The 22,825-nt window shown below is 44.8% G+C and carries 23 protein-coding genes; 13 read left to right on the top strand and 10 right to left on the bottom strand.

All coding sequences use genetic code 11. From position 1 onward, the window contains the following. Positions 1 to 15: 15 nt before the first annotated feature. The 4 genes from AAHK14_RS05165 to AAHK14_RS05150 all read right to left on the bottom strand — a co-directional run bounded on the left by AAHK14_RS05165 (position 16) and on the right by AAHK14_RS05150 (position 5,712). Entirely contained in the window at positions 16 to 2,592 is a 2,577-nt protein-coding gene (locus AAHK14_RS05165; protein WP_172823638.1) for a prolyl oligopeptidase family serine peptidase, read from the bottom strand. 92 nt (positions 2,593 to 2,684) lie between these two features. Further along, a complete protein-coding gene (locus AAHK14_RS05160) occupies positions 2,685 to 3,980 on the bottom strand; it encodes a porin (RefSeq protein ID WP_065256024.1) in 1,296 nt (431 codons plus the stop codon). Between the two features lie 17 nt (positions 3,981 to 3,997). Then, a complete protein-coding gene (locus AAHK14_RS05155; RefSeq protein ID WP_065256025.1) occupies positions 3,998 to 5,227 on the bottom strand; it encodes a hypothetical protein in 1,230 nt (409 codons plus the stop codon). Between the two features lie 260 nt (positions 5,228 to 5,487). Next, positions 5,488 to 5,712 carry a hypothetical protein gene (locus AAHK14_RS05150; RefSeq protein ID WP_065256026.1) on the bottom strand — a complete coding sequence of 75 codons (225 nt, stop codon included), beginning with the start codon at positions 5,710 to 5,712 and terminating at the stop codon, positions 5,488 to 5,490. Here AAHK14_RS05150 and pheS point away from each other — a divergent pair. The 5 genes from pheS (at position 5,698) to AAHK14_RS05125 (ending at position 10,201) form a co-directional block, all read left to right on the top strand. After that, entirely contained in the window at positions 5,698 to 6,756 is a 1,059-nt protein-coding gene (gene pheS, locus AAHK14_RS05145; protein WP_065256027.1) for a phenylalanine--tRNA ligase subunit alpha, read from the top strand. The genes AAHK14_RS05150 and pheS overlap by 15 nt on opposite strands. 18 nt (positions 6,757 to 6,774) lie before the next feature. Beyond that, positions 6,775 to 7,023: a hypothetical protein gene (locus AAHK14_RS05140; protein ID WP_062500816.1), complete on the top strand. Its 249-nt coding sequence runs from the start codon at positions 6,775 to 6,777 to the stop codon at positions 7,021 to 7,023. Further along, positions 7,023 to 7,406 carry a type II toxin-antitoxin system VapC family toxin gene (locus AAHK14_RS05135; protein ID WP_065256028.1) on the top strand — a complete coding sequence of 128 codons (384 nt, stop codon included), beginning with the start codon at positions 7,023 to 7,025 and terminating at the stop codon, positions 7,404 to 7,406. The genes AAHK14_RS05140 and AAHK14_RS05135 overlap by 1 nt, the downstream gene beginning before the upstream one ends. A gap of 12 nt (positions 7,407 to 7,418) precedes the next feature. Next, positions 7,419 to 9,818 (top strand): phenylalanine--tRNA ligase subunit beta, encoded by a 2,400-nt coding sequence (pheT, locus tag AAHK14_RS05130; protein ID WP_065256029.1) that lies wholly within the window; start codon positions 7,419 to 7,421, stop codon positions 9,816 to 9,818. A 95-nt stretch (positions 9,819 to 9,913) separates the two neighbouring features. Continuing rightward, positions 9,914 to 10,201: an integration host factor subunit alpha gene (locus AAHK14_RS05125; protein ID WP_062500822.1), complete on the top strand. Its 288-nt coding sequence runs from the start codon at positions 9,914 to 9,916 to the stop codon at positions 10,199 to 10,201. A 283-nt stretch (positions 10,202 to 10,484) separates the two neighbouring features. On the opposite strand, the gene AAHK14_RS05120 is transcribed toward AAHK14_RS05125, so the two are convergent. Then, a complete protein-coding gene (locus AAHK14_RS05120; protein ID WP_255518623.1) occupies positions 10,485 to 10,607 on the bottom strand; it encodes a hypothetical protein in 123 nt (40 codons plus the stop codon). Positions 10,608 to 10,678: 71 nt separating this feature from the next. Here AAHK14_RS05120 and AAHK14_RS05115 point away from each other — a divergent pair, with 71 nt between their 5' ends. Further along, complete coding sequence (locus tag AAHK14_RS05115) at positions 10,679 to 11,176, top strand: pyridoxamine 5'-phosphate oxidase family protein (RefSeq protein ID WP_065256030.1); 498 nt, start codon at positions 10,679 to 10,681, stop codon at positions 11,174 to 11,176. Between the two features lie 96 nt (positions 11,177 to 11,272). Here AAHK14_RS05115 and AAHK14_RS05110 read toward each other — a convergent pair whose 3' ends face one another. Next, entirely contained in the window at positions 11,273 to 13,105 is a 1,833-nt protein-coding gene (locus AAHK14_RS05110) for a DEAD/DEAH box helicase (protein WP_065256039.1), read from the bottom strand. A 260-nt stretch (positions 13,106 to 13,365) separates the two neighbouring features. On the opposite strand from AAHK14_RS05110, the gene AAHK14_RS05105 reads away from it, so the two are divergent. Both AAHK14_RS05105 and AAHK14_RS05100 read left to right on the top strand, forming a co-directional pair. After that, a complete protein-coding gene (locus tag AAHK14_RS05105; protein ID WP_346818234.1) occupies positions 13,366 to 13,503 on the top strand; it encodes a hypothetical protein in 138 nt (45 codons plus the stop codon). 668 nt (positions 13,504 to 14,171) lie between these two features. Further along, on the top strand, positions 14,172 to 16,535 hold the full coding sequence (locus AAHK14_RS05100) for a RelA/SpoT family protein (RefSeq protein ID WP_065256031.1): 2,364 nt from the start codon (positions 14,172 to 14,174) through the stop codon (positions 16,533 to 16,535). Between the two features lie 115 nt (positions 16,536 to 16,650). Here the strand turns inward: AAHK14_RS05100 and AAHK14_RS05095 are convergent, their stop codons facing one another. Next, entirely contained in the window at positions 16,651 to 17,499 is an 849-nt protein-coding gene (locus AAHK14_RS05095) for a transporter substrate-binding domain-containing protein (RefSeq protein ID WP_065256032.1), read from the bottom strand. Positions 17,500 to 17,540: 41 nt separating this feature from the next. Beyond that, a complete protein-coding gene (locus AAHK14_RS05090) occupies positions 17,541 to 17,867 on the bottom strand; it encodes a TraR/DksA family transcriptional regulator (protein ID WP_065256033.1) in 327 nt (108 codons plus the stop codon). An 80-nt stretch (positions 17,868 to 17,947) separates the two neighbouring features. Between AAHK14_RS05090 and AAHK14_RS05085 the strand changes: the two genes are divergently transcribed. The 5 genes from AAHK14_RS05085 (at position 17,948) to AAHK14_RS05065 (ending at position 21,860) form a co-directional block, all read left to right on the top strand. After that, positions 17,948 to 18,079 (top strand): hypothetical protein, encoded by a 132-nt coding sequence (locus AAHK14_RS05085; RefSeq protein ID WP_255518753.1) that lies wholly within the window; start codon positions 17,948 to 17,950, stop codon positions 18,077 to 18,079. Between the two features lie 159 nt (positions 18,080 to 18,238). Continuing rightward, the gene (parC, locus tag AAHK14_RS05080) at positions 18,239 to 20,473 is read left to right on the top strand and encodes a DNA topoisomerase IV subunit A (RefSeq protein ID WP_065256034.1); all 2,235 of its coding nucleotides are present in this window, start codon (positions 18,239 to 18,241) and stop codon (positions 20,471 to 20,473) included. 343 nt (positions 20,474 to 20,816) lie between these two features. Then, a complete protein-coding gene (locus AAHK14_RS05075; RefSeq protein ID WP_194098893.1) occupies positions 20,817 to 21,098 on the top strand; it encodes a hypothetical protein in 282 nt (93 codons plus the stop codon). Further along, entirely contained in the window at positions 21,095 to 21,340 is a 246-nt protein-coding gene (locus AAHK14_RS05070) for a hypothetical protein (RefSeq protein ID WP_194092791.1), read from the top strand. The genes AAHK14_RS05075 and AAHK14_RS05070 overlap by 4 nt, the downstream gene beginning before the upstream one ends. Positions 21,341 to 21,401: 61 nt before the next feature. Next, positions 21,402 to 21,860, top strand: a complete 459-nt coding sequence (locus AAHK14_RS05065) for a hypothetical protein (RefSeq protein WP_346818233.1) — start codon at positions 21,402 to 21,404, stop codon at positions 21,858 to 21,860. A gap of 141 nt (positions 21,861 to 22,001) precedes the next feature. On the opposite strand, the gene AAHK14_RS05060 is transcribed toward AAHK14_RS05065, so the two are convergent. Together AAHK14_RS05060 and AAHK14_RS05055 are read right to left on the bottom strand one after the other, a co-directional pair. Beyond that, positions 22,002 to 22,187, bottom strand: a complete 186-nt coding sequence (locus tag AAHK14_RS05060; protein ID WP_156065149.1) for a hypothetical protein — start codon at positions 22,185 to 22,187, stop codon at positions 22,002 to 22,004. A 415-nt stretch (positions 22,188 to 22,602) separates the two neighbouring features. Then, positions 22,603 to 22,812, bottom strand: a complete 210-nt coding sequence (locus tag AAHK14_RS05055) for a transposase family protein (protein WP_083108432.1) — start codon at positions 22,810 to 22,812, stop codon at positions 22,603 to 22,605. Positions 22,813 to 22,825 lie beyond the last annotated feature (13 nt).

Here is a 22,825-nt window from a genome sequence, read left to right as displayed (position 1 = left end):
TGTTGCTATTTACAATTACTGAACAGAGCGTTCCTTGAGACGTTTTTGACGCTTGGCTTCATCTTCGGCTCGCCATTTGTCTGTCTTCATCTCATCGGTCGTAGGTCGCACTTCTAGATTTGGTATGTCTGTCACGCCCATCTCTTGGAACGCAAAAGCAATCGTCATAAGCTCGTCTTCTTTTCGCTCATTATAGGTATTTGGACTATGTCCTTGGTTTTCGGCAGCATGAAGCAGTGCGGGACGACCACAGCTTTCTATCTCTTGAAAACGCGCAACAAACTTATAAGAATGCGACGGCACCACACGGTCATCTCGCTTGGATGTCTGCACCAAGGTAGATGGGTAACAAGTACCTGCGTTTAGGTTGTGATAAGGAGAATAACTCATCAAAACATCATAAACACGACGACCTTCTGATGGCACGCCATACTCTTCCATCCAATACTGAGTAATACCCATGTCCGCTTGGCGTAATTGGTCAAGCACTGCCACTTGTGGGAATGCCACACGATACTTCTCTGGATGACGCACCATCGCCGCCCCCACCAAAAGACCACCGTTAGACCCACCAATAATGCCTAGATGGTCAGGATTGGCATAGCCTGCTTGATTTAGATAGTCAGCAGCAGCGGCAAAGTCATCATAACCTGTCAAGCGTTTGGTATGCTTAGCGGCATCTTGCCATTCTTGTCCATATTCACCACCACCACGAATAAAGGCATGAGCCCAAACACCACCATTTTCTAGCCATGCGGTATTGGCAGGAAAGCCAAAGGTTTGGTCATAGATGACACCATAACCACCATAACCGTATAATAATGTCGGGTTCTTACCATCTAAGGTAATGCCTTTTTTGTAGCTAATATTCATCGGCACCTGTGTACCATCATAAGATGTATAAAACACCACTTTGCTTTCGTACTGCGTCTCATCAAATGGTGCTAGGTCAAAGCGACGAATATCCAAAAACTCATCTTTGGCAATGCTGTACTTATAATCTGTGGGCGGGAAAGTTGGGTTTTCAAAACGAAACTGCACATAGTTTTCGTTGGATTCAGCGTCATTTTCGTCCACTTCGTGGTTGGAATCGGTCTGTTCTTTGTTCACCAAATTACCAGTCAGCTCAGAGATAAAGCCCGCTCCCTGTGGTGGCGTCAAATCTTTTAAAAAGACACCTGTGGTTGCATCCACCAGTTTAAGGCGACTTACCCCATCTTTTAGATAAGTTACCAAGAAATAGCCACTACCTTCTTCGTGATAATACGCATCACGCATCAAATCCAAATCCTGCGGAATACTAACCACCACTTCACGCTTTTTTAGATTGTCAAGATTACTCTTAATCAGCTCGCCCCTACGGTCATTCTCCCCGCTAATAAACCACACATCACGGGTCTCTGGGTCAAAATGTATCAGCTGTGCCAAGATGTTATTATTAAAAGCTGGATTGTACCTAACGGCTTTATCAAAGAATTTATTGTCATGCAGACGATACACATCGCCCGTCTTGCGGTCTTTGATGTAAGCCATTGTTGCTCCCCAGTACATGCCATCCATAACCAAATAACGGTCATCATCGCCATCAAAATAGATACTGGTAATCGCACCACCGCCCACTTGGTTTGAGTTGGTTTCGATGGGGTCATGAAAACGCTCTTTACCAATATCACGACGATAGACCGCAAGCTGTGGCACACTGCCCACATAAAATAACGTATCATCATCTAGCCATGTAGATGCCAAGGCATCTCGCCTAATACCTTTGATGATGGGTGTGGCAAGTTTGCCTGTGTGAGTGTCTACCACATGCAAAAAGGTGGGATCAATATCAGCGGAACCTTGACGCACAAAAAATGACACATAAGAGCCGTCTTTACTGACCTTGACACTACGAATGGCAGCACTGCCATCTGGGGAGATGTTTGCCTGATTAACCAGCTCGGTACGGGTGCCATCTGGGTCAATACGCTCAATGCGACTAAAACCATCAACATGGCGATAATGGCGAATCTCACCAACCTTATCCCGATAAAAACGACTCATGGTATGCTCAACATCTTTTAGAGCATCGTGGTTTATTTTTAGTTGCTCATAGATGGCAGAGTTTTGAATGTATGCTTCGGTTAACTCATTTTGCTCATCAACCCAATCATTTACCTCACTGGATGCCTTAGGTTGCACGGTTTGTAGATATTTGGTGGTTCTGGCTACCGATGGTCTGTCATCCTCAAAACGAGTACCAATGAAGTTGCGTTCACGGTCAGTATCTGTCTCTTTGGCAACATACGCATCAATATTATCATACTCTTCTAACCAGCGGTATTCATCCACATAAGTGGCGGTAGGATAATGGTCAATGCCATCATCTGGGGCGTGCTGATTATTTGTGTATTGGGCATTTTTTATGCCTGCACTATTGGCAGAGATGCCAAATTCACCATACAAAAAGGGGTCATAACTGTCTTGATGCACCCGAGTTTTTGGGTAGTTTGGTTTATTGCTGTTAGTATCGTTATTGGCATGTGTCTGTGTCATACACACACATGACAGCACCGCCAATGACAGCGTGGTGAGTTTTAATTTTATCATGGGCAACTCCTTAATTTTTGCCATGCAAATCAGCCTACACATGCACCCATCAAGGGCAAGCAATCGCCCGCCCTAGGGTTTTTGGCGTGGTATCAGAACGTAAATACCATGCCCACACGCACATTATCATCGGTCAATTTGCCAGCATCCTTACCATCAACTTTATAAATTGTCTCTTCGCTGTCATAACGACCATAAACACGGACATTAGGACGGATGCGATAGTCCATCTGCACATACGCTTCTTTGGTGTCGGCTTTATCATACAGATATCGCTCGCCTGCCCCTACATAAGAATACTTTGCCAAATCGTTTGGGTTACCGCCTTGATAGATTTCACGTAAAGCGTCTGCATCATTGGTGAGTGCTAATGCACCCTTTTTCAAATTCGTCTTAGCTTTTTTAGTGCCATAACCTGCACTCACCTGCAAAACAGGGTTAATATCATAGGCAATCTTAGCTCCCAAATAATCGGTGTTGCGTTCATCCAAAGGTGTGTTACGACTGTCTGACATGTCCTCTTTTTTGCGACCAATATCCGCCGCTACCAAGAATTTACCTGCTTGATATTCTAGTGATGCCGCCACACCATCAACCTTTTGTGGATAGCGGTTTAGGGTGTTTTTGTTGGCAATTCGCTCTTCTAGAACAATATTACTTACAGGATTATAAGCACTGTGTGTATAACCTGCCGCCACTCTTAGGCTTTGACTGTGGGCGATGGGCAAGCGATAACTTGCTGACACACCATAACCTAAATCCACTTCGGTGTTATTTTCTTTGGTTACATCGTGATAACCTGCAAAACTATAATAAGCACTGGTTTGCAAGCCTTTAACACCATAATAGTCCAAACGCACCGCACTACTGCTAAAAATATCCAATGGCGTGTCTGTGCCAGTGCGATTGACGTAGTTGGTGTGCAGATATTGGCGACCTAAGCTAATCGCCCCCAGATGACGTTTGTCAAAAGACAGGCTAGAATTAGACAGATAAAAATCACGCCCATTACTATACCCAAAGCCAACATTGCCCGTCACTCGCCAGTCATTTGGCAACTCTTGTGAACCACGAAAATCCACATAGGATACGCCGTGGTTTTGTCCTAGGCGTGGTTTTTTATCCGTAACAGAAAGCTTTGTGCCTTTTGGTGTGATATCAGACCAAAGCCAATTATTTGTCTTATCAAAATAAGCATCTGACATCGGACTTTGTAGCACAAATTGTTTATCCTGCTTGGTCGCTTGCATGTCAATCTGCCCACCGATGTCCAAAGACAGACCGTCTTTTTTATAAAGATTATAAACTGCCTGAGTGCTGGTTGCCATTAGCATGACGCCTGTCATTAGGGCGATTTTGGTTAATTTAAAAGATTGAGCTGTTTTCATAAAAGTCCTTTAACTGATTAAAATGAGAATGACGCCCCAATGTTGGCGGTGAGCTGTTCACGGCGGCTAAATTCACCTTCGCTGACATGGTTTACGGTCTTTAAATTGGTCAGCGAACCGTTTAGGGTAATGTTTTGATACAGTTTGTATTCCAAGGTCGCTCCGTATCGGTTCTGCTTGACTTTATCAAAAAATAATGCCTCTACCCCAGAATAAGGTTCTAACCTACCAAAATTCACCATTCTTGCAAAAGGTATGGGTGTATTATTTTTAGAATGGCTGTGTCCATAGCTTAGCGTGCCTTTTAGGCGTAGGGTGAATTCATAGTCCACTTTGGCACCATAGACTTTTTTATCCACACCACGGGTGATGGCACCGTTGTATGTCTCTTCACGCTCGCCATAGTCTATCCCAACCGTCCAATCATTATGACCAAAGCCAACACCCAGCAGATAAGCATCTGCCTTTTTGGTATTATAAGCATTTAATGTATCATTATCCCCCTGACTGCGACCATAACCCCCTGTCAATGTCAGTGTCTTGCGTGGGGCGAAGTCAAAGTCATATTTGGCAGACACCCCATCGCTGTGATGCCATCCTTTGTCATAATCATCATGATTATTAATATCTGCTGATTGAGTAAGCATGTGATAGGCGGATAAAGTTAGATTGGGAATGCCTGTATATTTGGCATTAATGTTGGTACCACCATCATTTAAGGTGTTTAGCATGTATAAATCTGTCTGGCTGACATCAAGTCCATTGTGATAACTGCCAACAGTAAGTCTGCCTTGTTCACCAAAAGAACCAAAATCAAAGCCAACACCCCAATAAGCACCCCAGTTACTGCTGTAACTTTTAGAAGCTTCTATTAAGATGGAACTGTTGGCGGTAATTTTTGGGGTCAGTCTTTGTCTAAGATAAAAGTTAATCGAACCTGAATCAAGACCATTTAATCTTAGCTGTTCATCACTGTCTTTACGGTCTTGATTGACAAGCACATCAGCAATGCTGCCCTTATTGCCAAAAATCTCTGGGTCACCATAAGAGTAGCTAAACTTATTGGATTCGGTACTAAAATTTGGGTTGATGCTGCCATAGATGCTAAGGTTAAGACCATCTTTGACCGATGGTATCTCCAACGTAACTGCATAAGCTGGCATGGCAAACAATGCCAAAACAGACATGGGAGCAACCCAACAAAGCTGTCTGGCAAGTGGATGAAAGGGGTGGATTAGCTTGTGCATAGAAAGTTTGTTCTCCTTAACACCAAAAAATAACATCCAAGTCACAAAGCACAAAAGATTTGTAATGGCTAACGCTTAGTCGAAGTGACTTGGGTGGCTACATGACATTTTGTGATACATATGCATAACTAAATATTATGTTATGTAACTAAATGATACAAAAATCTTTGTTTGTGTAGAATAATGTTGATTTTTGAAAATGTCAAGTAGGAAAAATTAATTTTTCACATTTTTGTCATGATTTTATGTAACAACATTATTTAAGCTAAGTTAATAATAATCACTTTCATGTCTAGGCTGACTAATGGCTTATTTGTTAATATTTTATGCTCACCATTGTCTTTTAAAACCAAAAAATCAGTCATATTTACCCATAATTTGTCGGTTTTTGCCAAAATGGCGTGGTTTTTGTTTACATTTTTATAATTATTTTTTACAATAGTTCTTTTAAATTCATGATGATAACGAACATGACTGATACTCATTCTCCCTTAGATGTGGTGCTTGCCCTATCGCATTTGGATAAACCCCTAGCAGATATTAGCAGTGATGATTTTGATGATTATGCCAAACAGGTCATCGAAGCGATTGGCACGGCTTGCGACACCGCCCAACTACAAGAATTAAAAGGGGCATTGCAAGGCAAAAAATCCCCCATCACCGCCCTATCTAAGCAAATGGGCGGACTGGACGCAGACGGCAAAAAAACCTATGGGGCATACCTGCACGAGCTTCGCACCCGCATTGCCACCGCCTTTGATGAGCGTGGGGCGGTGCTGTCGGCACAGGCACTAAACGCCAAACTACTTGCCGAGCAAATAGACATCACGCTCCCTGCCCGCCACAAGCCCACAGGCGGTCTGCACCCCATTACGCTCACCACCGAACGCATGAAAAAATTCTTTGTACAGGCAGGATTTAGCGTGGCGACAGGCCCCGAAGTGGAGAGCGACTACTACAACTTTGAAGCCCTAAATATCCCCGACCACCACCCTGCTCGTGCCATGCACGACACCTTTTATTTTGACGCTCACTACCTGCTACGCACGCACACCAGTGGGGTGCAGATTCGCACCATGGAAAAGAGCGAACCGCCCCTGCGTATCATCTGCCCTGGGCGTGTGTATCGCTGTGATAGCGACCAGACGCACTCGCCCATGTTTCATCAAATGGAAGGCTTGATGATTTCAAAATCATCTAATTTTGCCGAGTTAAAGGGCGTGATTCATGAATTTTTGAATGCGTTTTTTGGCAAAGAGATGACCGTGCGTTTTCGTCCGAGCTTTTTCCCATTTACCGAGCCGTCCGCCGAAGTGGATATTTTGTCTGACAGTGGCAAATGGCTAGAAGTGTTAGGCTGTGGCATGGTACACCCCCAAGTTTTGCGTAACTGTGGCATTGACCCTGATGAATATACAGGTTTTGCTTTTGGGCTAGGCATTGAGCGTTTTGCCATGCTGTATTATGGCATTGATGATTTGCGAGTCTTTTTCCAAAATGACGTAAGATTTTTGGGGCAGTTTGCTTAATCAACAAGGAGTGCAATCATGTTGCAAAGTTATCAAGCCGTCATTGAACACGGTCAATTAAAATGGCTAGACACACCCCCACAGGTACAAAATGCTCGCCTGATTGTAACGCTATTGCCTGATGATTTGGCATTTGATGAGTCGCAAACTTACGACCTAAATAAAAAAGGCGAAAAGCGTTTTGGCTTTATGCAAGGACAAGGGGCTGTTCCTGATGACATTCATTGGGGCGATGATGAAGTGGCAAAACTGTTTGGTGTGGACTGATGTATTTATTAGACACTCATATCGTCATTTGGCTTGCCCAAGAACCTCAAAAGCTAGATGAAAGATTAAAGGCTTTGCTTTTAAATAAAAATGTCAAAGTGTATTTTAGCACAGTCAATTTGTGGGAAGTTGCCATTAAAAAGGCGTTGGGTAAGGCAGGTTTTGATGTTGATGTCAAATTGCTTTATCAGCATTTGATTGAAAATCAGTATTTGGAATTACCAGTATTGTCAGGGCATTGCTTACTGGTGCAAGACTTGCCTTTATATCATAAAGACCCTTTTGACAGATTGATAATCGCCCAAGCCATGAGTGAAAATTTTACCTTAATCACAGAAGACACAATCATTCCCCAATACCCTAATTTAAAACTATTTAAATAATTTGAGAAGCTTATGAAAATCAGCGAAAACTGGCTTAGACAATGGGTCAATCCCACTAATTCATCTGCCGAATTGGGCGAACAGCTTACCATGCTTGGCTTAGAATTGGACGGCATGGAGCCTATCGCCCCCATGTTTGGTGGCGTGGTTGTGGGACAGGTCATCACCTGCGACAAACATCCCGATGCCGACAAATTAAGCGTAACGACCGTCAATGTTGGCACCGACACCCCCCTACAAATCGTCTGCGGGGCAAGTAATGTACGAGCAGGACTAAAAGTAGCGGTTGCCACAGTCGGGGCAGAGTTACCGCCCCCAAGCACAAGTCAGGATGACAAGCCCTTTAAAATCAAAAAAGGCAAACTGCGTGGCGTGGAGAGTCAAGGTATGCTTTGTGGTGCGTCCGAGCTTGGTCTCATTGATGAGATAGACGGGCTTTTGGAGTTGGACGATGATGCCCCGATTGGTGTCAATGTACGAGATTATTTGGGGCTTGACGGACAGATTTTTGATGTGGCAATCACGCCCAACCGTGGCGACTGCCTAAGCGTGCTTGGCTTGGCTCGTGAGATGAGCGTGGCAAACCGCCTGCCCCTAAACCGCCCACAGATAAGTCAAACCGCCCCCACATTGGATAAGACGGTAAATGTCAAGGTGGCGGATGCGACCGCTTGTCCACGCTATCTTGCCCAGTACATCGGTAGCATTGACCGCACCGTAAAAACCCCCAAATGGCTCAAAGACAATCTTATGGCAAGCGGTCTGCGTACCCATAATTTTTTGGTGGACGTAACCAACTTTATCCTATTAGAACTCGGTCAGCCCCTGCACGCATTTGACGCTGATAAAATCGTGGGAGCGATTACGGTACGCCTTGCCAATCAAGGCGAAACGGTGGAACTGTTAAACGAGCAAACCATTACCCTAACAGGTGATGAGCTTGTTATCGCTGATGACGTGGGCGTGCTTGCACTGGCAGGGATTATGGGTGGGTCTCGCTCGGCGGTGTCGGACAGCACAACCAACATCGTGTTAGAATCGGCTCATTTTAATCAGCTAAACATCGCAGGGCGTGCCAGACGCTTTGGTTTGCACACCGATGCCAGTGCCAGATTTGAGCGTGGGGTGGATTTTGACTTACCAAAAATCGCCCTTGACCGTGCCACGACCTTGATAGCAACCATTGCAAACGGTCAAGTCGGACAAATCACCATGGCAGAGAGCGTGGCAGATTTGCCAAAACGTGAGCCTGTGCGTGTGCCATTTGACAAGGTAGAAAAACTGCTTGGCGTGGCGTTGTCTGCCGATGACATCACCGACTTATTAAACCGCCTAGAAATCCATACCACGTTTGACGGTACGGCATTTGTCTGCCAGCCCCCAAGTCATCGTTTTGACATCAGCATATCCGAAGATATTATTGAAGAGATTGCCCGTGTGTATGGCTATGACAACATCGCCCCACGCCTGCCACAGTTTGCGGTGGACATGAGCTATGACGATACGGCAGATTTGACCCATACGCTTAAATTAACCCTTGCCAAACAGGGCTATTTTGAAGCGGTGAGTTTTAGCTTTTGTGATGACAAATTAGAACAACTGCTCCACGATGACAAATTGGGCGAGATTTTGCCCCTTGCCAACCCAATCTCATCAGAGCTTGCGGTCATGAGACGTACGCTACTGTCTAGCCTACTGCCTATCGTGAGCCACAACCTAAACCGCCAGCAAGCGGACGTACGACTGTTTGAGACGGGTTTGTCATTTGTTGGTAAAGACGTGGCAAGTTTGGAGCAAATCCCAAGCCTTGCTATCATCGCCACAGGACGGGCAACCGACAGCATTCATGGCGTGCGTACGGTGGACTTTTTTGACCTAAAAGCGGACGTGGAGAGCCTACTGCCACGCCACGCCACGCCCCATTATGAGCGGGCAGATTTGGCGTTTTTGCATTCAGGGCAAAGTGCGTATGTGTCGGTGGGTGGTGAGCGGATTGGCTATTTTGGGCAGTTGCACCCCAGTATCAGCACCGCCTTAGATTTGCCGACGGTGTGGGTGGCTCAGTTTGAGCTTGATAAACTCATCAATCTGCACTGCACCGCCCTTGATGTCGCCTTGCCAAGCAAATTCCCAAGCGTTCGCCGTGATTTGGCGTTTTTCGTGGATAAGGATTTGGCATGGCAAGACGTGGCAGATGTCGTGCGTGATGTGGCAGGCGAGCATTTGACAGACGTTGCCTTGTTTGATGTCTATCAAGGCGACAAACTGCCCGAAGGCAAAAAATCATTGGCGTTTGCCATGACCTTACAAGACACCACTCGTACCCTGTCTGATGATGAGATTAAGGCTCTTATGGATAGGGTGATTGTGGCATTGACCGACAAATACCAAGCACAACTGCGTGATAGCTGATGTATTGACTTATCAGGGGCGAATGTGGTTCGCCCTAACCCAAACAGTCATTGATTAGCAATGCCGATTTTAATTTAATTTTAAAAGGATAACACATGGCAACCTTAACCAAAGCAGACATGGTAGACCATTTGACCATTCGCCTGCGTATGACTCGCCAAGACGCTCGCAAATTGGTGGATACCTTTTTTAGTGAGATTAGCCAAAGTTTGGCGGACGGTAAAGAAGTCAAGCTCTCAGGCTTTGGCAACTTTGAATTAAAAGACAAAAAGTCCCGCCCCGGTCGCAACCCCAAAACAGGGGAAGTTATCCCTGTCAAGGCTCGCCGTGTCGTTACCTTTAAGGCAGGGCAAAAGTTTCGCCGTCAAATTGATGTGAAATAACAGCGTCAATTTTAAAAATTTGCAAAAATAAAAGGCGGATACGCCCCAACCAAGCCCCAATGATTGGGGCTTTTTGGTGTGTTATATAGGGCAGATGGCGATTTGTTCACACATACGCATGATTTGCTTATACACAACCAAGGCATAACTTACATAAGCACACAAAGCGGTACATAAATTTACTTGGTAAATGGGGCAGAACTTGTTAAAGTAAGACATCACGATTTAGGGCGCGCCTATCATTGATAACATCTTTATAAAATAAGATGAAAACTTGACAATTTCAATCAATTTTTGCATGAAAAATGGCTAAATCTTGTGGCTCGAAGGCGAAAACTTGTTTGATAGAACGACTATCAAACTTCACTTTTTCCTTGAAAAACGTGCGATTTTTCTCATTTTTCATTGCAAATACCAACGGCAGGCACGCCCTAGTGATAAAGCAATTTTAACTCATTGATAAATAAGGACAATCCCATGAGCGACACCCAAACCCACATTGACACCATTGGCGAGTTGGTCAAAGACATCAAATTTACCATGATGACAACCGTTACCGCAGACGGACATTTGCACGCCTGCCCCATGACAACCAGCGAGTTTGATTTGGCTAAAAAAGAGATTTGGTTCATCGCTGACGCCAGCACCCAAACCGTTGCCGACATCAAGGCAAACCCACAGGTCAATCTGTCCTACACCGCCCAAAATAACAAAGACTATCTGTCTATCAATGGCAAAGCCGAGTTGGTCGCCAACCCTGCCAAACTCGATGAGCTGTGGTCGCCCACGTACAGTGCCTTTTTTGCCAATGGCAAAGATGATGCCAATGTACAACTCATCAAAGTCGTCCCCAATGGGGCAGAATACTGGCTAAGTGGCAACAGTGTCGTTAATATGTTCAAACTAACAGCGTCTGCCATTACAGGCGGTAAGGTTGCCGATAGCTTGGGCGAGAATGCGTCTGTGCGTTTTTAAGATGAATTTATTAAGATTAATTTAACAGTTCATTAAACCCAAAAACAAAAACCCATGCCAAAACATGGGTTTTTGTCCATTTTTGTAATAAAAACATCACAGCTCGCCAAATTTGCGTTTGGCTTTTTTCTCTTGGCGTTTGGCAAAGAACACTTCTTCGACCGCTCGTTTTTTGTAGGGCTTTTTCACGCCGTCTCTACCGCCAAATTTTGCCGTCTCTCTGCTGTCCTTGCGTTTGTCATCACGCCATGCACGCTCGCCTTTGTAGGTATTATCACGTTGTCCAAATTCACGGCTGTTTTCACGGGCATAGCCAAAAGATTTGGGCTTATCTTGGCGATAGTCTCTGTCTTGGCGAGTGCGTCTGTCATCTCTGTCGCCAAAACGCTCTTGGTATGGCTTGGCAAAACGCTCATCACGTCTGCTCTCGCCACGCTCATATCGCTCTGTGCGGTATTGGCGTTCACGGTTTGGTCTGTCGCCTTGTCGGTCATAAGCCTGCTTATCATAAGCCTGTCTGTCATGACCGCCAAATGATGACCGCCCTGAACGACTGCCGAACTCTGCTCTCTCGCCACGCCCAAAACCACGACCGCCCGAGCGACCATAACGCTCGCCACGTCTGCCACGCCCTTCACGTCTGCCGTCTTTGTCTTTGGCACTTGGGGCGGGACGTTTGGGTTCTAGTCCTGCAACCACTTCTTCTTTCATTTCACGGTTTAGATAGCGGTTGATGTGTCCGAGCTGACGTCTGTCGTCCATGCTACATAGGTTCATGGCGACCCCTGTCCGCCCTGCTCGCCCACAGCGACCAATGCGGTGTACATAGTCTTCGACTTGGCGGGGTAAATCATAGTTCACCACATGGCTAATGGCAGAGATGTCAATGCCACGAGCGGCGACATCGGTGGCAATCAAAAAGTTACACTTGCCCGACTTGACATCGCTGATGATACGGTTACGCTTGCCTTGTGGCAAATCGCCGTGCAGGTAGCGAGCCGATAATCCTGCTTCGGTGAGCGACTCGGCAAGCTGTTCGGTACTGCGTTTGGTGGCGGTAAAAATCACCGCTTGGTTAATCTCGGGGTTGTTTAGAAGTTCAATCAAAATCTTGTTTTTGTGGTGAAAATCATCACAAAAATACACGCTCTCATCGATATGAGCCGACTCAACTTTGATAGAGACACGCTCAGGATTCACGGTAAAGCTCTCGGCAATCTTACCAACCGCTCCGTCCCACGTCGCTGACGACATCACAGTTTGGCGTTCGCTTGGGGCGGCTTCCAAAATCGTCTTAATGTCATCGGCAAAACCCATGTCCAGCATACGGTCAGCTTCGTCCAGTATCAGCGTGTCAAGCTCGGACAAATCCACACGTCCGTCATTCATGTGGTCAATCAAGCGACCGGGGGTGGCGATGACAATCTGCACGCCCTTACGCAAGGCACGAATCTGTCCGCCATACGGAGCTCCGCCAACCAATGGCACGCTAAAAATCCCACGCATTTCACTGCTGTATTTACGCACGTTGTCCTGCACCTGCATGGCAAGCTCTCGGGTGGGGGTCAGTATCAGGACTTTAATGGCGGTCTTTTGGTGGCGATTGTGTGATTTTTGGCTAAACTCGCTGGATTTTTCGGCAGGTTTTGGCTGGGCTAATTGGTGCAAAATCGGCAGGACAAACGCCGCCGTTTTGCCCGAGCCTGTTTGGGCAGACAATAGCAAATCACGTCCGTCTATGGCGTGGGGGATTGCCCCTGCCTGAATGGGCGTGGGCGTGGTATAACCTGATTTGGTTAGGGCTTTTAAAATGGGTTTGGCAAGTTGCAACTGCTCAAACGTTAAGCTGTTTTGCTCTTTTTGCTCGGTGGGTTGTTCGCCTGTTTGCTCATTTTGTGGGGCAAAATCTTGTTGGTGTTGGGTTGTCATAAATAACCTTGATGTCATGATGTTGATAATAATCGCTGGCTTGGCGAACGTGGTTAGGTTTTTAAAATGTCTATTTAAAAAAATCTTAAACCCCAATCTCAACTTGTATAAGTGATTGATTTATCAAAGGCGAATTGCAATTCGCCCCTACACCCAAAAAATAATTATGGGACAATCAATAAGTTACCATGTTAAATTGAGAAAGAAGTATCTTAAAAAGTCATCTAAATGGCAAAGGATAACCCTTGCCAAACCCAATCATGTTTTACAAAAACACCGAAGACAATTCATACTGCCAACAGTTTGCCATTGGTTTTATAATCAAAACTAATCTTGACAAAATCAGCAATCATGATGATAAGAAGTACACAGAAGTCATTTTAGACGTGCCATTTTAATTGTATTAAAAAATAAACAATGGCAATTTGCATTTTTCTGATATATTTATCATTAAACGTAATGATGAAATATCCAAACGCCCAGAAGTATAAAACGAACTTAACTCGTTCTTAAACACATTTGACGGCAAAACCGTCCTAGCCTACGATGTGGCTTATTATATATTATAATATGAATAGAAAATAAGCAGGTTCAGCGATGTTTTGGCAAATTATTTTACCAAAGAGAACCATTATACCACAGTTTTTGGCAAAGTAGGCAGGAAATTTTGGTAAATTTTAGGGGTTTTTGGCTTTTAAAAATGCCCCGAAAATGCAATAATAGTGTTTTATCATTGGCATTGTTTAATGCAAGATGTTTTTTAAAACATGGACATCCACCCAAGAAACTTTAAAATTACTACAAGTACAATAATGTTTGGATGTAGGGGCGTGCTGTGCACGCCTTGTGTAGTAATGCCATCAAAGGGTATGCTCAGCACACCCCTACAAACCCATGGTGGATATCAAGTTGGTTGGGTGTATAGGATGAAACGCAACGCTCAAATAAATGCGTTGATAGGATAAATCACAATCCACCCCAACAAATCCGCCCAAAGACATGATTGATGACAATGCCTATATATTTTATCAAACAGTGATTGAAAGTTTAGATTAAAGGACATGACGTGGTACAGATTCGAGACAGCTTGCCCCTGCTGACAGGCAAAGACTCAGGCGACAGTGCAAGCCTAGCAGCAAGCCTTGTGGCAGACCAATTACACCCCGATTTTCAGGCACAGCTTCACAGTCAAAAACTCACCACCACCCACGACCACAGCCACGCCACCGACACGCCTGCCAAGATTAGCGAGACGGACATCGATGTCGCCCAGTGGCTATCTAATGTCGCCCAACGTATCGGCAAAGATGAGTTGCCCCTGCTCAAAAAAGCCTGCCAATTTGTACAAGTACAATCATCCAAACCCCATAACTCTCGCTCGGGAGCGTATGTGACGGGCATTGGCATGGCGGACATTTTGGCGTATCTGTTCCAAGATGAAAACGCACTGGTCGCCGCCATGCTCTATCGCTCGGTACGGCGTGAACTGATTGGCATGGACACCATCGCTCATGAGTTCGAGGCGGACATCGCCCATCTCATCGAAGACACGCTTGCCATGGGGCGACTGTCTGAGGCGATAGAGGGCAACAAACGGCTTGAAGATTATTTTGAAAATAACAACCGTGAACAGCTATCCACCATATACAGCATGCTCATTAGCACCACCAATGACGTGCGGGCGGTGCTCATCAAACTTGCCGAGCGTACCTTTGCCATGCGTGAGCTGTCCTTTGCCACACCCGACCGCCAAAAGCGAGTGGCTCGTGAGGTCATGACCATCTACGCTCCATTGGCTCATCGCCTATCCATCGCTCAGCTAAAATGGGAGTTAGAAGACCTAGCCTTTCGCTATCTTGCCCCCGATGAGTACAAACGTATCGCCAGTCTGCTTGCCCAAAAACGTAGCGAGCGTGAGTGCTACATCGAAGAAGTCAAGCAAACACTCACCGATGAGCTAAATCGGGTCGGCATCAAATGCGAAGTCTCAGGGCGTGTCAAACACATCTACTCTATCTATCGCAAGATGATAAAGAAAAACCTATCCTTTGACCAACTCTATGACATCAGAGCCTTGCGAGTACTGGTCAACACCAACGCCGAATGCTATCACACCCTAGGCGTGGTGCATGGACTGTGGCGACACGTCCCCGAGCAGTTTGATGACTACATCACCAACCCCAAACCCAACGGCTACAAGTCGCTACACACGGTCGTCATCGCCCAGAACCGTACCCTAGAAGTGCAGATTCGCACCTTTGACATGCACTTTGAGGCGGAGCTTGGCAAGGCGTCGCACGTCAATTATAAAGAGGGCTTAAAGGGCAAAACAGATGACTATCTCACCGCCAAAATCAGCTCGCTAAGACAGCTCTTAGGCGGAGACAAAAGCGAGAGCGACGAGATAGAGCTTGATAACCTTGATAACGTCCAACAAATCTACGTGTTTAGCCGAGACGGAGACATCACCGAGCTGCCCAAAGGGGCGACCGTGCTTGACTTTGCCTACTATGTGCATACCGAAGTTGGCAACCGCGCCCAAGGGGCAAGGGTAAACGGGCGTTATGTGCCACTGACTCATCAGCCCAAAACAGGCGATCAAGTGGAGATTATCACCAAATCAAGCCGTGAGCCGAATCGTGACTGGCTTGTCTCATCGCTCGGATACATCCATACCGCTCGTGCCAAAGCCAAACTACGTCAATGGTTTAACAAACAAGACCGTGACAAAAACATCGAAACAGGCAAAGCCCTGCTACTGCGTGAGTTAGAGCGACTGAGCGTGGCGGTGTCGGGCGTGGACTTTGGTGTGCTGTGCCGAGAGCTAGACTACAAAGGTGAAGATGAGCTGTATCTTGCCATCACCATGGGCGAGATTGGGGTTAGCCAAATCTCAGGCAAAATCATCAAGGATTTGAACCTAAGCACGCCCAATGTCAGCGAAACGCACATCGAATCCAAATCCCAAACTCGCCCCAACAAATACAAGATTGACGTGCATGGGCTGGACAATGTCGAGATACACCTTGCCAAATGCTGTAACCCTGTACATGGCGAACCCATCACAGGCTTTATCACGCTCATGAATGGGGTCAGTATCCACAGTAGTGACTGCGTGGAGCTGTCACGGCTCGCCCAAAAAGAGCCAGAGCGGGTCGTCTGTGCCGACTGGCAAGCGGAGTTTGGGCGGTATCAGCCTGTCTGTGTGGTCGTGGACGCTCACGCCACAAGCGGACTGCTTAGGGATTTGTTTAATGTCATCGACCGTGAGAAAGTCAATATCCAACGTGCCGAGACAGTCTTTGATGACGGCATGGACGCTCAGATGAAATTCTTTGTGGAAGTGGCAGGCATTGAGCATTTATCTCGCCTGCTTGCCAAAATCGAGCAACAGCCAAGCGTGGTCAAGGCAAGGCGAAGTGTGGGTTAAGATTTAGAGCGTGCCTACCCTAAACACTTGACCATAAAAAACGGTTCATGCGATTGAACCGTTTTTTGTTTGATGATTGGGAAAATTAATGGATGATTTCCAAAATCTTGTCAAATCATTTTGGTGCAGGTGCGTTCAGCCATTTTTGAGAAATCTCATCAAGCTTACCATTGGCTTTAATCTCATCAATGCCTTGATTGATTTTTTCAAGCAGTTCGGTGTTGTCTTTGTGCATAATCATGACAACATCGTCATTACCTTCTTTTTCATCGGCATAATAAGGCGAGATGGTGGTTTTGACATCAGGGTATTTGGTTGCTGTATATTGGAGCATGGTTTGGTCTTGGATGATGGCGTCATATTTGCCCTGTACCATGCCTTGGAACATCAAATAAGTGCTGTCAAGAGCTTCAACTGATTTGGCTGTTCCCATCGCTTTTAGGTCTTTTTCGTGGAACGAACCACCGCCGACCACCACATTCATGCCCGCCAAATCCTTGTAGCTATTAATGGTCAGTTCAGGTTTGATGTGCATAATCGCTGATGGTGATGAGAAATACGGCTTAGAAACACCATATTTAGACGCACGCTCATCGGTATAACCCATGACCGCAATCACCAAATCATAGCTTTGGGTGTCCAGTCCTGATAATAGGTTGTTTGGTGAGACGATAATCGGGTCAACTTTTAGCCCTTGTGAGTTTGCCACCGCTTGCATGATGTCATATTCTAGCCCTGTGAGCGAGCCTTTTTCATCTTTAAAAGTAAACGGCTCATCAATGCCTGTCATCGCCACGTGTACCACAGGAGCGTCCACTGGTAGGTCATTGGCAGACTCAGGGGCAGGCGTGGACTGACTGGTCGTGGCACTGTCAGCAGGTTTTGGTTCAGGAGTGGGAGCTTGCTGATTACAGCCGAACAAGCCAATTGCCATCGGCAGGGCAAAAAGATAAGATTTTCTCATAATAACGTCCTTGGAGTAAAAAATAAAAAATAGCAATATGTTTACTTAGCGTGCTTGATACACTCTGTGGCATATGGTACCGCATCCAGTCGCCCTTCTTCTATCTCTTCACCGCACTCACTGCATTCGCCATACAAGTCGTTTTCAATGCGAGACAAAGCGACATTGACTTTGGCAAGGTTTTCTTGGGCTTCGATGAGCAAATTTTTACGCATATCATTCTCTTGGGCGGCAACAGCTTGGTCATCCCAATGATGTCCTAGCTCATCTTGGGGGTGTTCTAGGTGGTTGGTAATTTTGTCAATGCGGTATTCATACTCTGCTTTTAGGGCAAGCAAATCGGCTTTGTGTTTGTTGATGTCCATGATAGCTCCTAATGGCTAATAAAACCTAATGGCTTAATAAAATAAGGGATTTGGGTAGGGCGTGCCTGCCTTTTGTATTTGCAATGAAAAATGAGAAAAATCGCCCGTTTTTCAAGGAAAAAGTGAAGTTTGATAGCCATTCTATCAAACGAGCTTTTGACGATGAAAAACAAGATTTAGCCATTTTTCATGCAAAAACGATTAGTTTTTTCTAAAATATTTCTATATTGTAAATAGTGTTATAAAGGGTAGGCACGCCCTATTAGATTAGCACAAATTTAGGGTGTTGGGTAGGGATATTTTTAGCCTCCTGACAAATAGCCATTTTTTATTAAGTTTGCTACAATACCCCAAATTTTTATTGACACCACACCATGAAAACCGATTTTGACACCCGCTCCATTGCCGAATTTACCGAATCTGCTTACCTAAATTACGCCATGTACGTCATCATGGACAGAGCCTTACCGCACATCGCTGACGGCTTAAAGCCAGTCCAACGCCGTATCATCTACGCCATGAATGAGCTAGGACTTCGCCACACCGCCAAGCCCAAAAAATCCGCCCGCACCGTGGGCGACGTGCTGGGCAAATATCACCCCCACGGCGATACAGCGTGCTATGAAGCCATGGTGCTTATGGCACAGCCGTTTAGCTACCGCTATCCGCTTGTTATGGGGCAAGGCAACTGGGGCAGTCCTGACGACCCCAAATCCTTTGCCGCCATGCGATACACCGAAGCCAAGATGAGCAATTACGCCAGCACTCTGTTATCCGAGCTTGGCGAAGGTACGGTGGATTTTATCCCCAACTTTGACGGCACGATGAGCGAGCCTGCCACGCTCCCTGCTCGCTTGCCAAACATCTTACTAAACGGCACCACAGGCATTGCCGTGGGTATGGCGACCGACATTCCGCCCCACAATCTCACCGAGACCGTCAAGGCGTGTATCAAGCTCCTAAAAAACCCCGACATCAGCACAGCCGAGCTATGCAAAACGGTGCTTGCCCCTGATTTGCCGACATCTGCCGAGATTATCACGCCAAAAGATGAACTTGTCAAAATGTACGAAACAGGGCGTGGCAATTACAAAATGCGAGCGACTTATCACATTGATAAACAAGACAAAAACACCGTCATCATAGACGCTTTGCCTTATCAAGTCTCAGGCTCAAAAATCATTGAGCAGATTGCCAAACTCATGACCGACAAAAAACTGCCGTGGGTCAATGACATCAATGACGAATCCGACCACGAGAACGCTTGCCGTATTGTCATTGAGTTTAAGCGGGGCAAGGTTGAGATTGACAAAATCATGGTTCATCTGTTTGCCACGACCGACCTAGAAACGTCCTATCGGGTCAATATGAACATGATTGGACTAAATGGCAAACCCGAAGTCAAAAATTTAAAACAAATCCTATCCGAGTGGCTCTCATCACGCCGTAGTGTGGTGCTAAGACGACTTGCCAACCGCCTTGATAAGATTGACAAACGCTTGCACATCTTGGCAGGTTTGCTCATTGCGTATTTGCACATTGATGAAGTCATTCACATCATTCGCACCGAAGACGACCCCAAGGCGGTCTTGATGAGCCGTTATGGGCTGTCCGATACCCAAGCGGACGCCATTCTTGACATCAAACTTCGCCAATTAGCCAAATTAGAAGAGATTGAACTCAATGCCGAACAAGATGAATTACAAAAAGAGCGAGCTATCATTGCCGAGCAAATGAATAACCCCGATAGCCTAACAAACCTACTCATAGACGAGCTAACCGCCGACATGAAAACGCATGGCGATAAACGCAAATCGCCTGTCGTGGAGCGTGAAGAGTCTGTCGCCATCAAAGCGTCCGAGCTGACCCCGAGCGAGAGCGTAACTGTCATCATCTCAAAGGCAGGCTGGATTCGCATGGCAAAAGGGCATGAGATTGACCCTGTCGCCCTAAACTTTCGCACAGGCGATGAGTACGCCACGCACGCCCTTGGCAAGACGGGGGAGCGACTCATCATGCTTGACAACATGGGGCGTAGCTATGGGCTAGACACGGCAAGTCTGCCGTCCGCTCGTGGGCAGGGTGAGCCGATTAGCAGTATGCTTAATTTGGTAAATGGCGTAAAAATTGAGCAAGCCCTATTTGGCAGTTATCCCATTATCCTAGCCAGCAGTCAAGGCTATGGCTTTATCACCGACACCAAAGGGCTAGACACCGCCCAAAAAGCAGGTAAAGCGGTGGTCAATCTGGGCGAGGCGACCCTGTTGCCATTTGCCCCTGTGGACAACGCCACGCACATTGCGGTGGTGAGTAGTGGCGGAAATCTGCTTATCTTTAACCGTGATGAATTGCCCGTACTGGCAAAGGGCAAGGGCAACAAACTCATGAGCCTAAAAGACAACGAAACGCTGGTGGCAGTGTGTGCCTTAGCTGACACGGACAATCTCATCATTCGCACCAATAAGCGTACACTTACCCTAAAACCTGCCGACTGGGCAAGCTATCAGGGCAAACGTGCAGGGCGTGGCGGAGCATTGCCAAAGGGGTTTTTGAGTGTGGTGGGGATAGGCGTGGAGCGTGTGGAAAAAGCAGAAAAAGTGGAGAATTAGGCATTTTGTGGGGTGTGTATCACACGCTTTTAAATGAAAGATATTCAATAAAGGGTAGTAGTCTAAAAAGTATGCTGAACTAGGTTTTCCGTTCACCCTGAGCCTGTCGAAGGGCAGGAAAACCGTTATGGTTCGACAAGCTCACCACGAACGGTTTTCCTTGTAGCATACTTTTTGAACCAGAACCCAATAAAGATATATTTTAAAATTTGAACGTGCAGGGGCGAATGATATTCGCCCTTGTGAAATTATCAAATTTAGGTTGTTTTATTGTATAAAAAAAGTGCGTGGTATGTACCCTACGCCTACCACTAGTTAATTTGATAATGAGTGTAGTTTTAAGATGAGAAAGAATAGAATACGGTTATTTTTTATTTTATTACCCATACCAATCATTTTATCTATAAAGCCCATTACTAATGTTGTGCAGGGTGCTAAACACATTCCAATTACCCTACCTGATGGTTTGTCTTATAATGTCAATAATAAAAAAGTTGCAAGAGTCTATGTCAGGGATAATCATGGTAGGGCATATAGTGCAAAATGTGGCGAGTTTGTTGGCACAGAAAATGCCCTTTGCTCTGATAAAAAAATTTTGGCTATGATTTTACTGGTTATGGTGTGAGTATTGTCTCGTTTACAGATAGAAAGAATAATAATATTAATGATGTTATTATCCTTAGAGGTAAGTTTGTCAACCAAACGACCCAAGAAATTATCTATGTTTCTACGCCAAAGAGTGATATAGGTAGAGTAAAAAAACACTTTGAAAGAAAAAGTGGGTATGTAGATTTATTTTGGATTTTTATCATATTTTTTATCTATATTGATTTAATTTTTAGCAAAGATAAGGAGCAAGCAAAATGACAGCATTTAATTACGCTAAGTTAAAGTTTGGTGTTACTGCCAATTACTGGGAATAAACTATATGTCAAAAGAACCAGAATACGGCTCAACAGAACATCTTGTGCAGTCTTTTAAAGAGCAAATCATTTTTATTGTTGTGATGGCTTTATTTTTCTCTGCTGTTTATTATTTCTACTTAAAACCCAATGAAACAAAAAAACTCCAATCAGCGTCAAAAGATGAGTGTGGACATTTGATTGATTTGTATTCCTCCCCTGATTCTGATGACCCTAGAAATAGAAACATTGATTATTTTTCAATTAAAAATAATCATGGTAAGGAGTTGCATTTTGTCAGAAATGCAAATCTTGCAAAATCAAAATCTGATCTCTATCAAGAAAATAAAAAAATGTTAAAAAATGCCAAACAAGGTGATTTGGTATGTTTAACATACAGCACAGAATATTACGAAGATTTTGGTAAAAAAGTACGAGATAAGAAAATACCTTATCTTATTAAAATTAACTCAGTAGGAGAATAGTCATGGTTGTTAAACTACTTGAAAGAGGTTCAGTAATGGTAGGGTGCGTAACACGCACCAATATGTTTTTAGGTATTTTTAATAGATAAGGTTTTTGGATAAATTTGTAGGGGAAAATTGCAATTCGCCCTTGTGAAATTATCAAATTTGGGTTATTTTATTGTATAAAAGGTGCGTGATATGCACTCTACGCCTACCACCTTTTTTGTGTATGGTCGCTTGTGCTTGCTCTAAACAAGCAAGCATGCTGTTAAAGACTTCTCGCTCAACGCCAATTAAGCGTTTAAACTTCTCATCAGATAAGTGTGTGGATGCTTCGTAGTTCATTGAGGTATTTTAGCATGGGAGGGGTTTTGCAGGTGGGCTATTTAGAAAAGAAAAGGAAATTTATTTATGAGCAATAGCTTATTTTATCTACTACTGATATGCATTGTATATGTATTTATGGGTTTTGTTTATATAAATACCCAGATATCAATTTATATATATTTGATTATTATGAGTATTTTTATGTATTTCAGCAAAAGAATTGCTAATCTATTGCACGGGCATATCATGAGATATATCAAAAAATCATAAAGATTGTAAGGAGCATATTGACAAACAACCAAAGAATAGTCTATTCCATAATGATTGAGAATCTTAATTTCACTCTCAACTTTATATAAGTCATTAATTTTTACAGGGGAGAATTACAATTCACCCCTGTAACTTAAAAATAATCAATAGACCCCTTGCGAAACTAAACCATCTTATTCACAATCCCCGCAATCAAATTCACCCTTAGGTTAAACCTTCTTTGGTGGTTGCGGTAGGTGGTGCTTAGTATTTTAAACACTTTTAATTTGCCATTGATGTGTTCTATGATGATACGTCTTTTACCAATGGCTTTGTTAATCTGTGTTATCTCTTTGTCTTGGGGTTTGTTTTTGTGCTTTTTGATAAAGGCTATATAAGTCCTTTGT

The organism is Moraxella sp. K1664 (assembly GCF_039693965.1).
In the GTDB taxonomy this organism is placed as follows: domain Bacteria; phylum Pseudomonadota; class Gammaproteobacteria; order Pseudomonadales; family Moraxellaceae; genus Moraxella.
Note: the sequence above shows the minus strand (reverse complement) of the source record. Positions and strands in the feature narration are given on the sequence as shown.

Excerpts from the sequence above, each read along its gene's own strand:
- AAHK14_RS05165 (WP_172823638.1), bottom strand. The coding sequence starts at position 2,592 with ATGATAAAATTAAAACTCACCACGCTGTCATTGGCGGTGCTGTCATGT.
- AAHK14_RS05160 (WP_065256024.1), bottom strand. The coding sequence starts at position 3,980 with ATGAAAACAGCTCAATCTTTTAAATTAACCAAAATCGCCCTAATGACA.
- AAHK14_RS05155 (WP_065256025.1), bottom strand. The coding sequence starts at position 5,227 with ATGCACAAGCTAATCCACCCCTTTCATCCACTTGCCAGACAGCTTTGT.
- pheS (WP_065256027.1), top strand. The coding sequence starts at position 5,698 with ATGACTGATACTCATTCTCCCTTAGATGTGGTGCTTGCCCTATCGCAT.
- AAHK14_RS05150 (WP_065256026.1), bottom strand. The coding sequence starts at position 5,712 with ATGAGTATCAGTCATGTTCGTTATCATCATGAATTTAAAAGAACTATT.
- AAHK14_RS05140 (WP_062500816.1), top strand. The coding sequence starts at position 6,775 with ATGTTGCAAAGTTATCAAGCCGTCATTGAACACGGTCAATTAAAATGG.
- AAHK14_RS05135 (WP_065256028.1), top strand. The coding sequence starts at position 7,023 with ATGTATTTATTAGACACTCATATCGTCATTTGGCTTGCCCAAGAACCT.
- pheT (WP_065256029.1), top strand. The coding sequence starts at position 7,419 with ATGAAAATCAGCGAAAACTGGCTTAGACAATGGGTCAATCCCACTAAT.
- AAHK14_RS05125 (WP_062500822.1), top strand. The coding sequence starts at position 9,914 with ATGGCAACCTTAACCAAAGCAGACATGGTAGACCATTTGACCATTCGC.
- AAHK14_RS05120 (WP_255518623.1), bottom strand. The coding sequence starts at position 10,607 with ATGAAAAATGAGAAAAATCGCACGTTTTTCAAGGAAAAAGTGAAGTTT.
- AAHK14_RS05115 (WP_065256030.1), top strand. The coding sequence starts at position 10,679 with ATGAGCGACACCCAAACCCACATTGACACCATTGGCGAGTTGGTCAAA.
- AAHK14_RS05110 (WP_065256039.1), bottom strand. The coding sequence starts at position 13,105 with ATGACAACCCAACACCAACAAGATTTTGCCCCACAAAATGAGCAAACA.
- AAHK14_RS05105 (WP_346818234.1), top strand. The coding sequence starts at position 13,366 with ATGTTTTACAAAAACACCGAAGACAATTCATACTGCCAACAGTTTGCC.
- AAHK14_RS05095 (WP_065256032.1), bottom strand. The coding sequence starts at position 17,499 with ATGAGAAAATCTTATCTTTTTGCCCTGCCGATGGCAATTGGCTTGTTC.
- AAHK14_RS05085 (WP_255518753.1), top strand. The coding sequence starts at position 17,948 with ATGAAAAATGAGAAAAATCGCCCGTTTTTCAAGGAAAAAGTGAAGTTT.
- parC (WP_065256034.1), top strand. The coding sequence starts at position 18,239 with ATGAAAACCGATTTTGACACCCGCTCCATTGCCGAATTTACCGAATCT.
- AAHK14_RS05075 (WP_194098893.1), top strand. The coding sequence starts at position 20,817 with ATGAGAAAGAATAGAATACGGTTATTTTTTATTTTATTACCCATACCA.
- AAHK14_RS05065 (WP_346818233.1), top strand. The coding sequence starts at position 21,402 with ATGTCAAAAGAACCAGAATACGGCTCAACAGAACATCTTGTGCAGTCT.
- AAHK14_RS05060 (WP_156065149.1), bottom strand. The coding sequence starts at position 22,187 with ATGAACTACGAAGCATCCACACACTTATCTGATGAGAAGTTTAAACGC.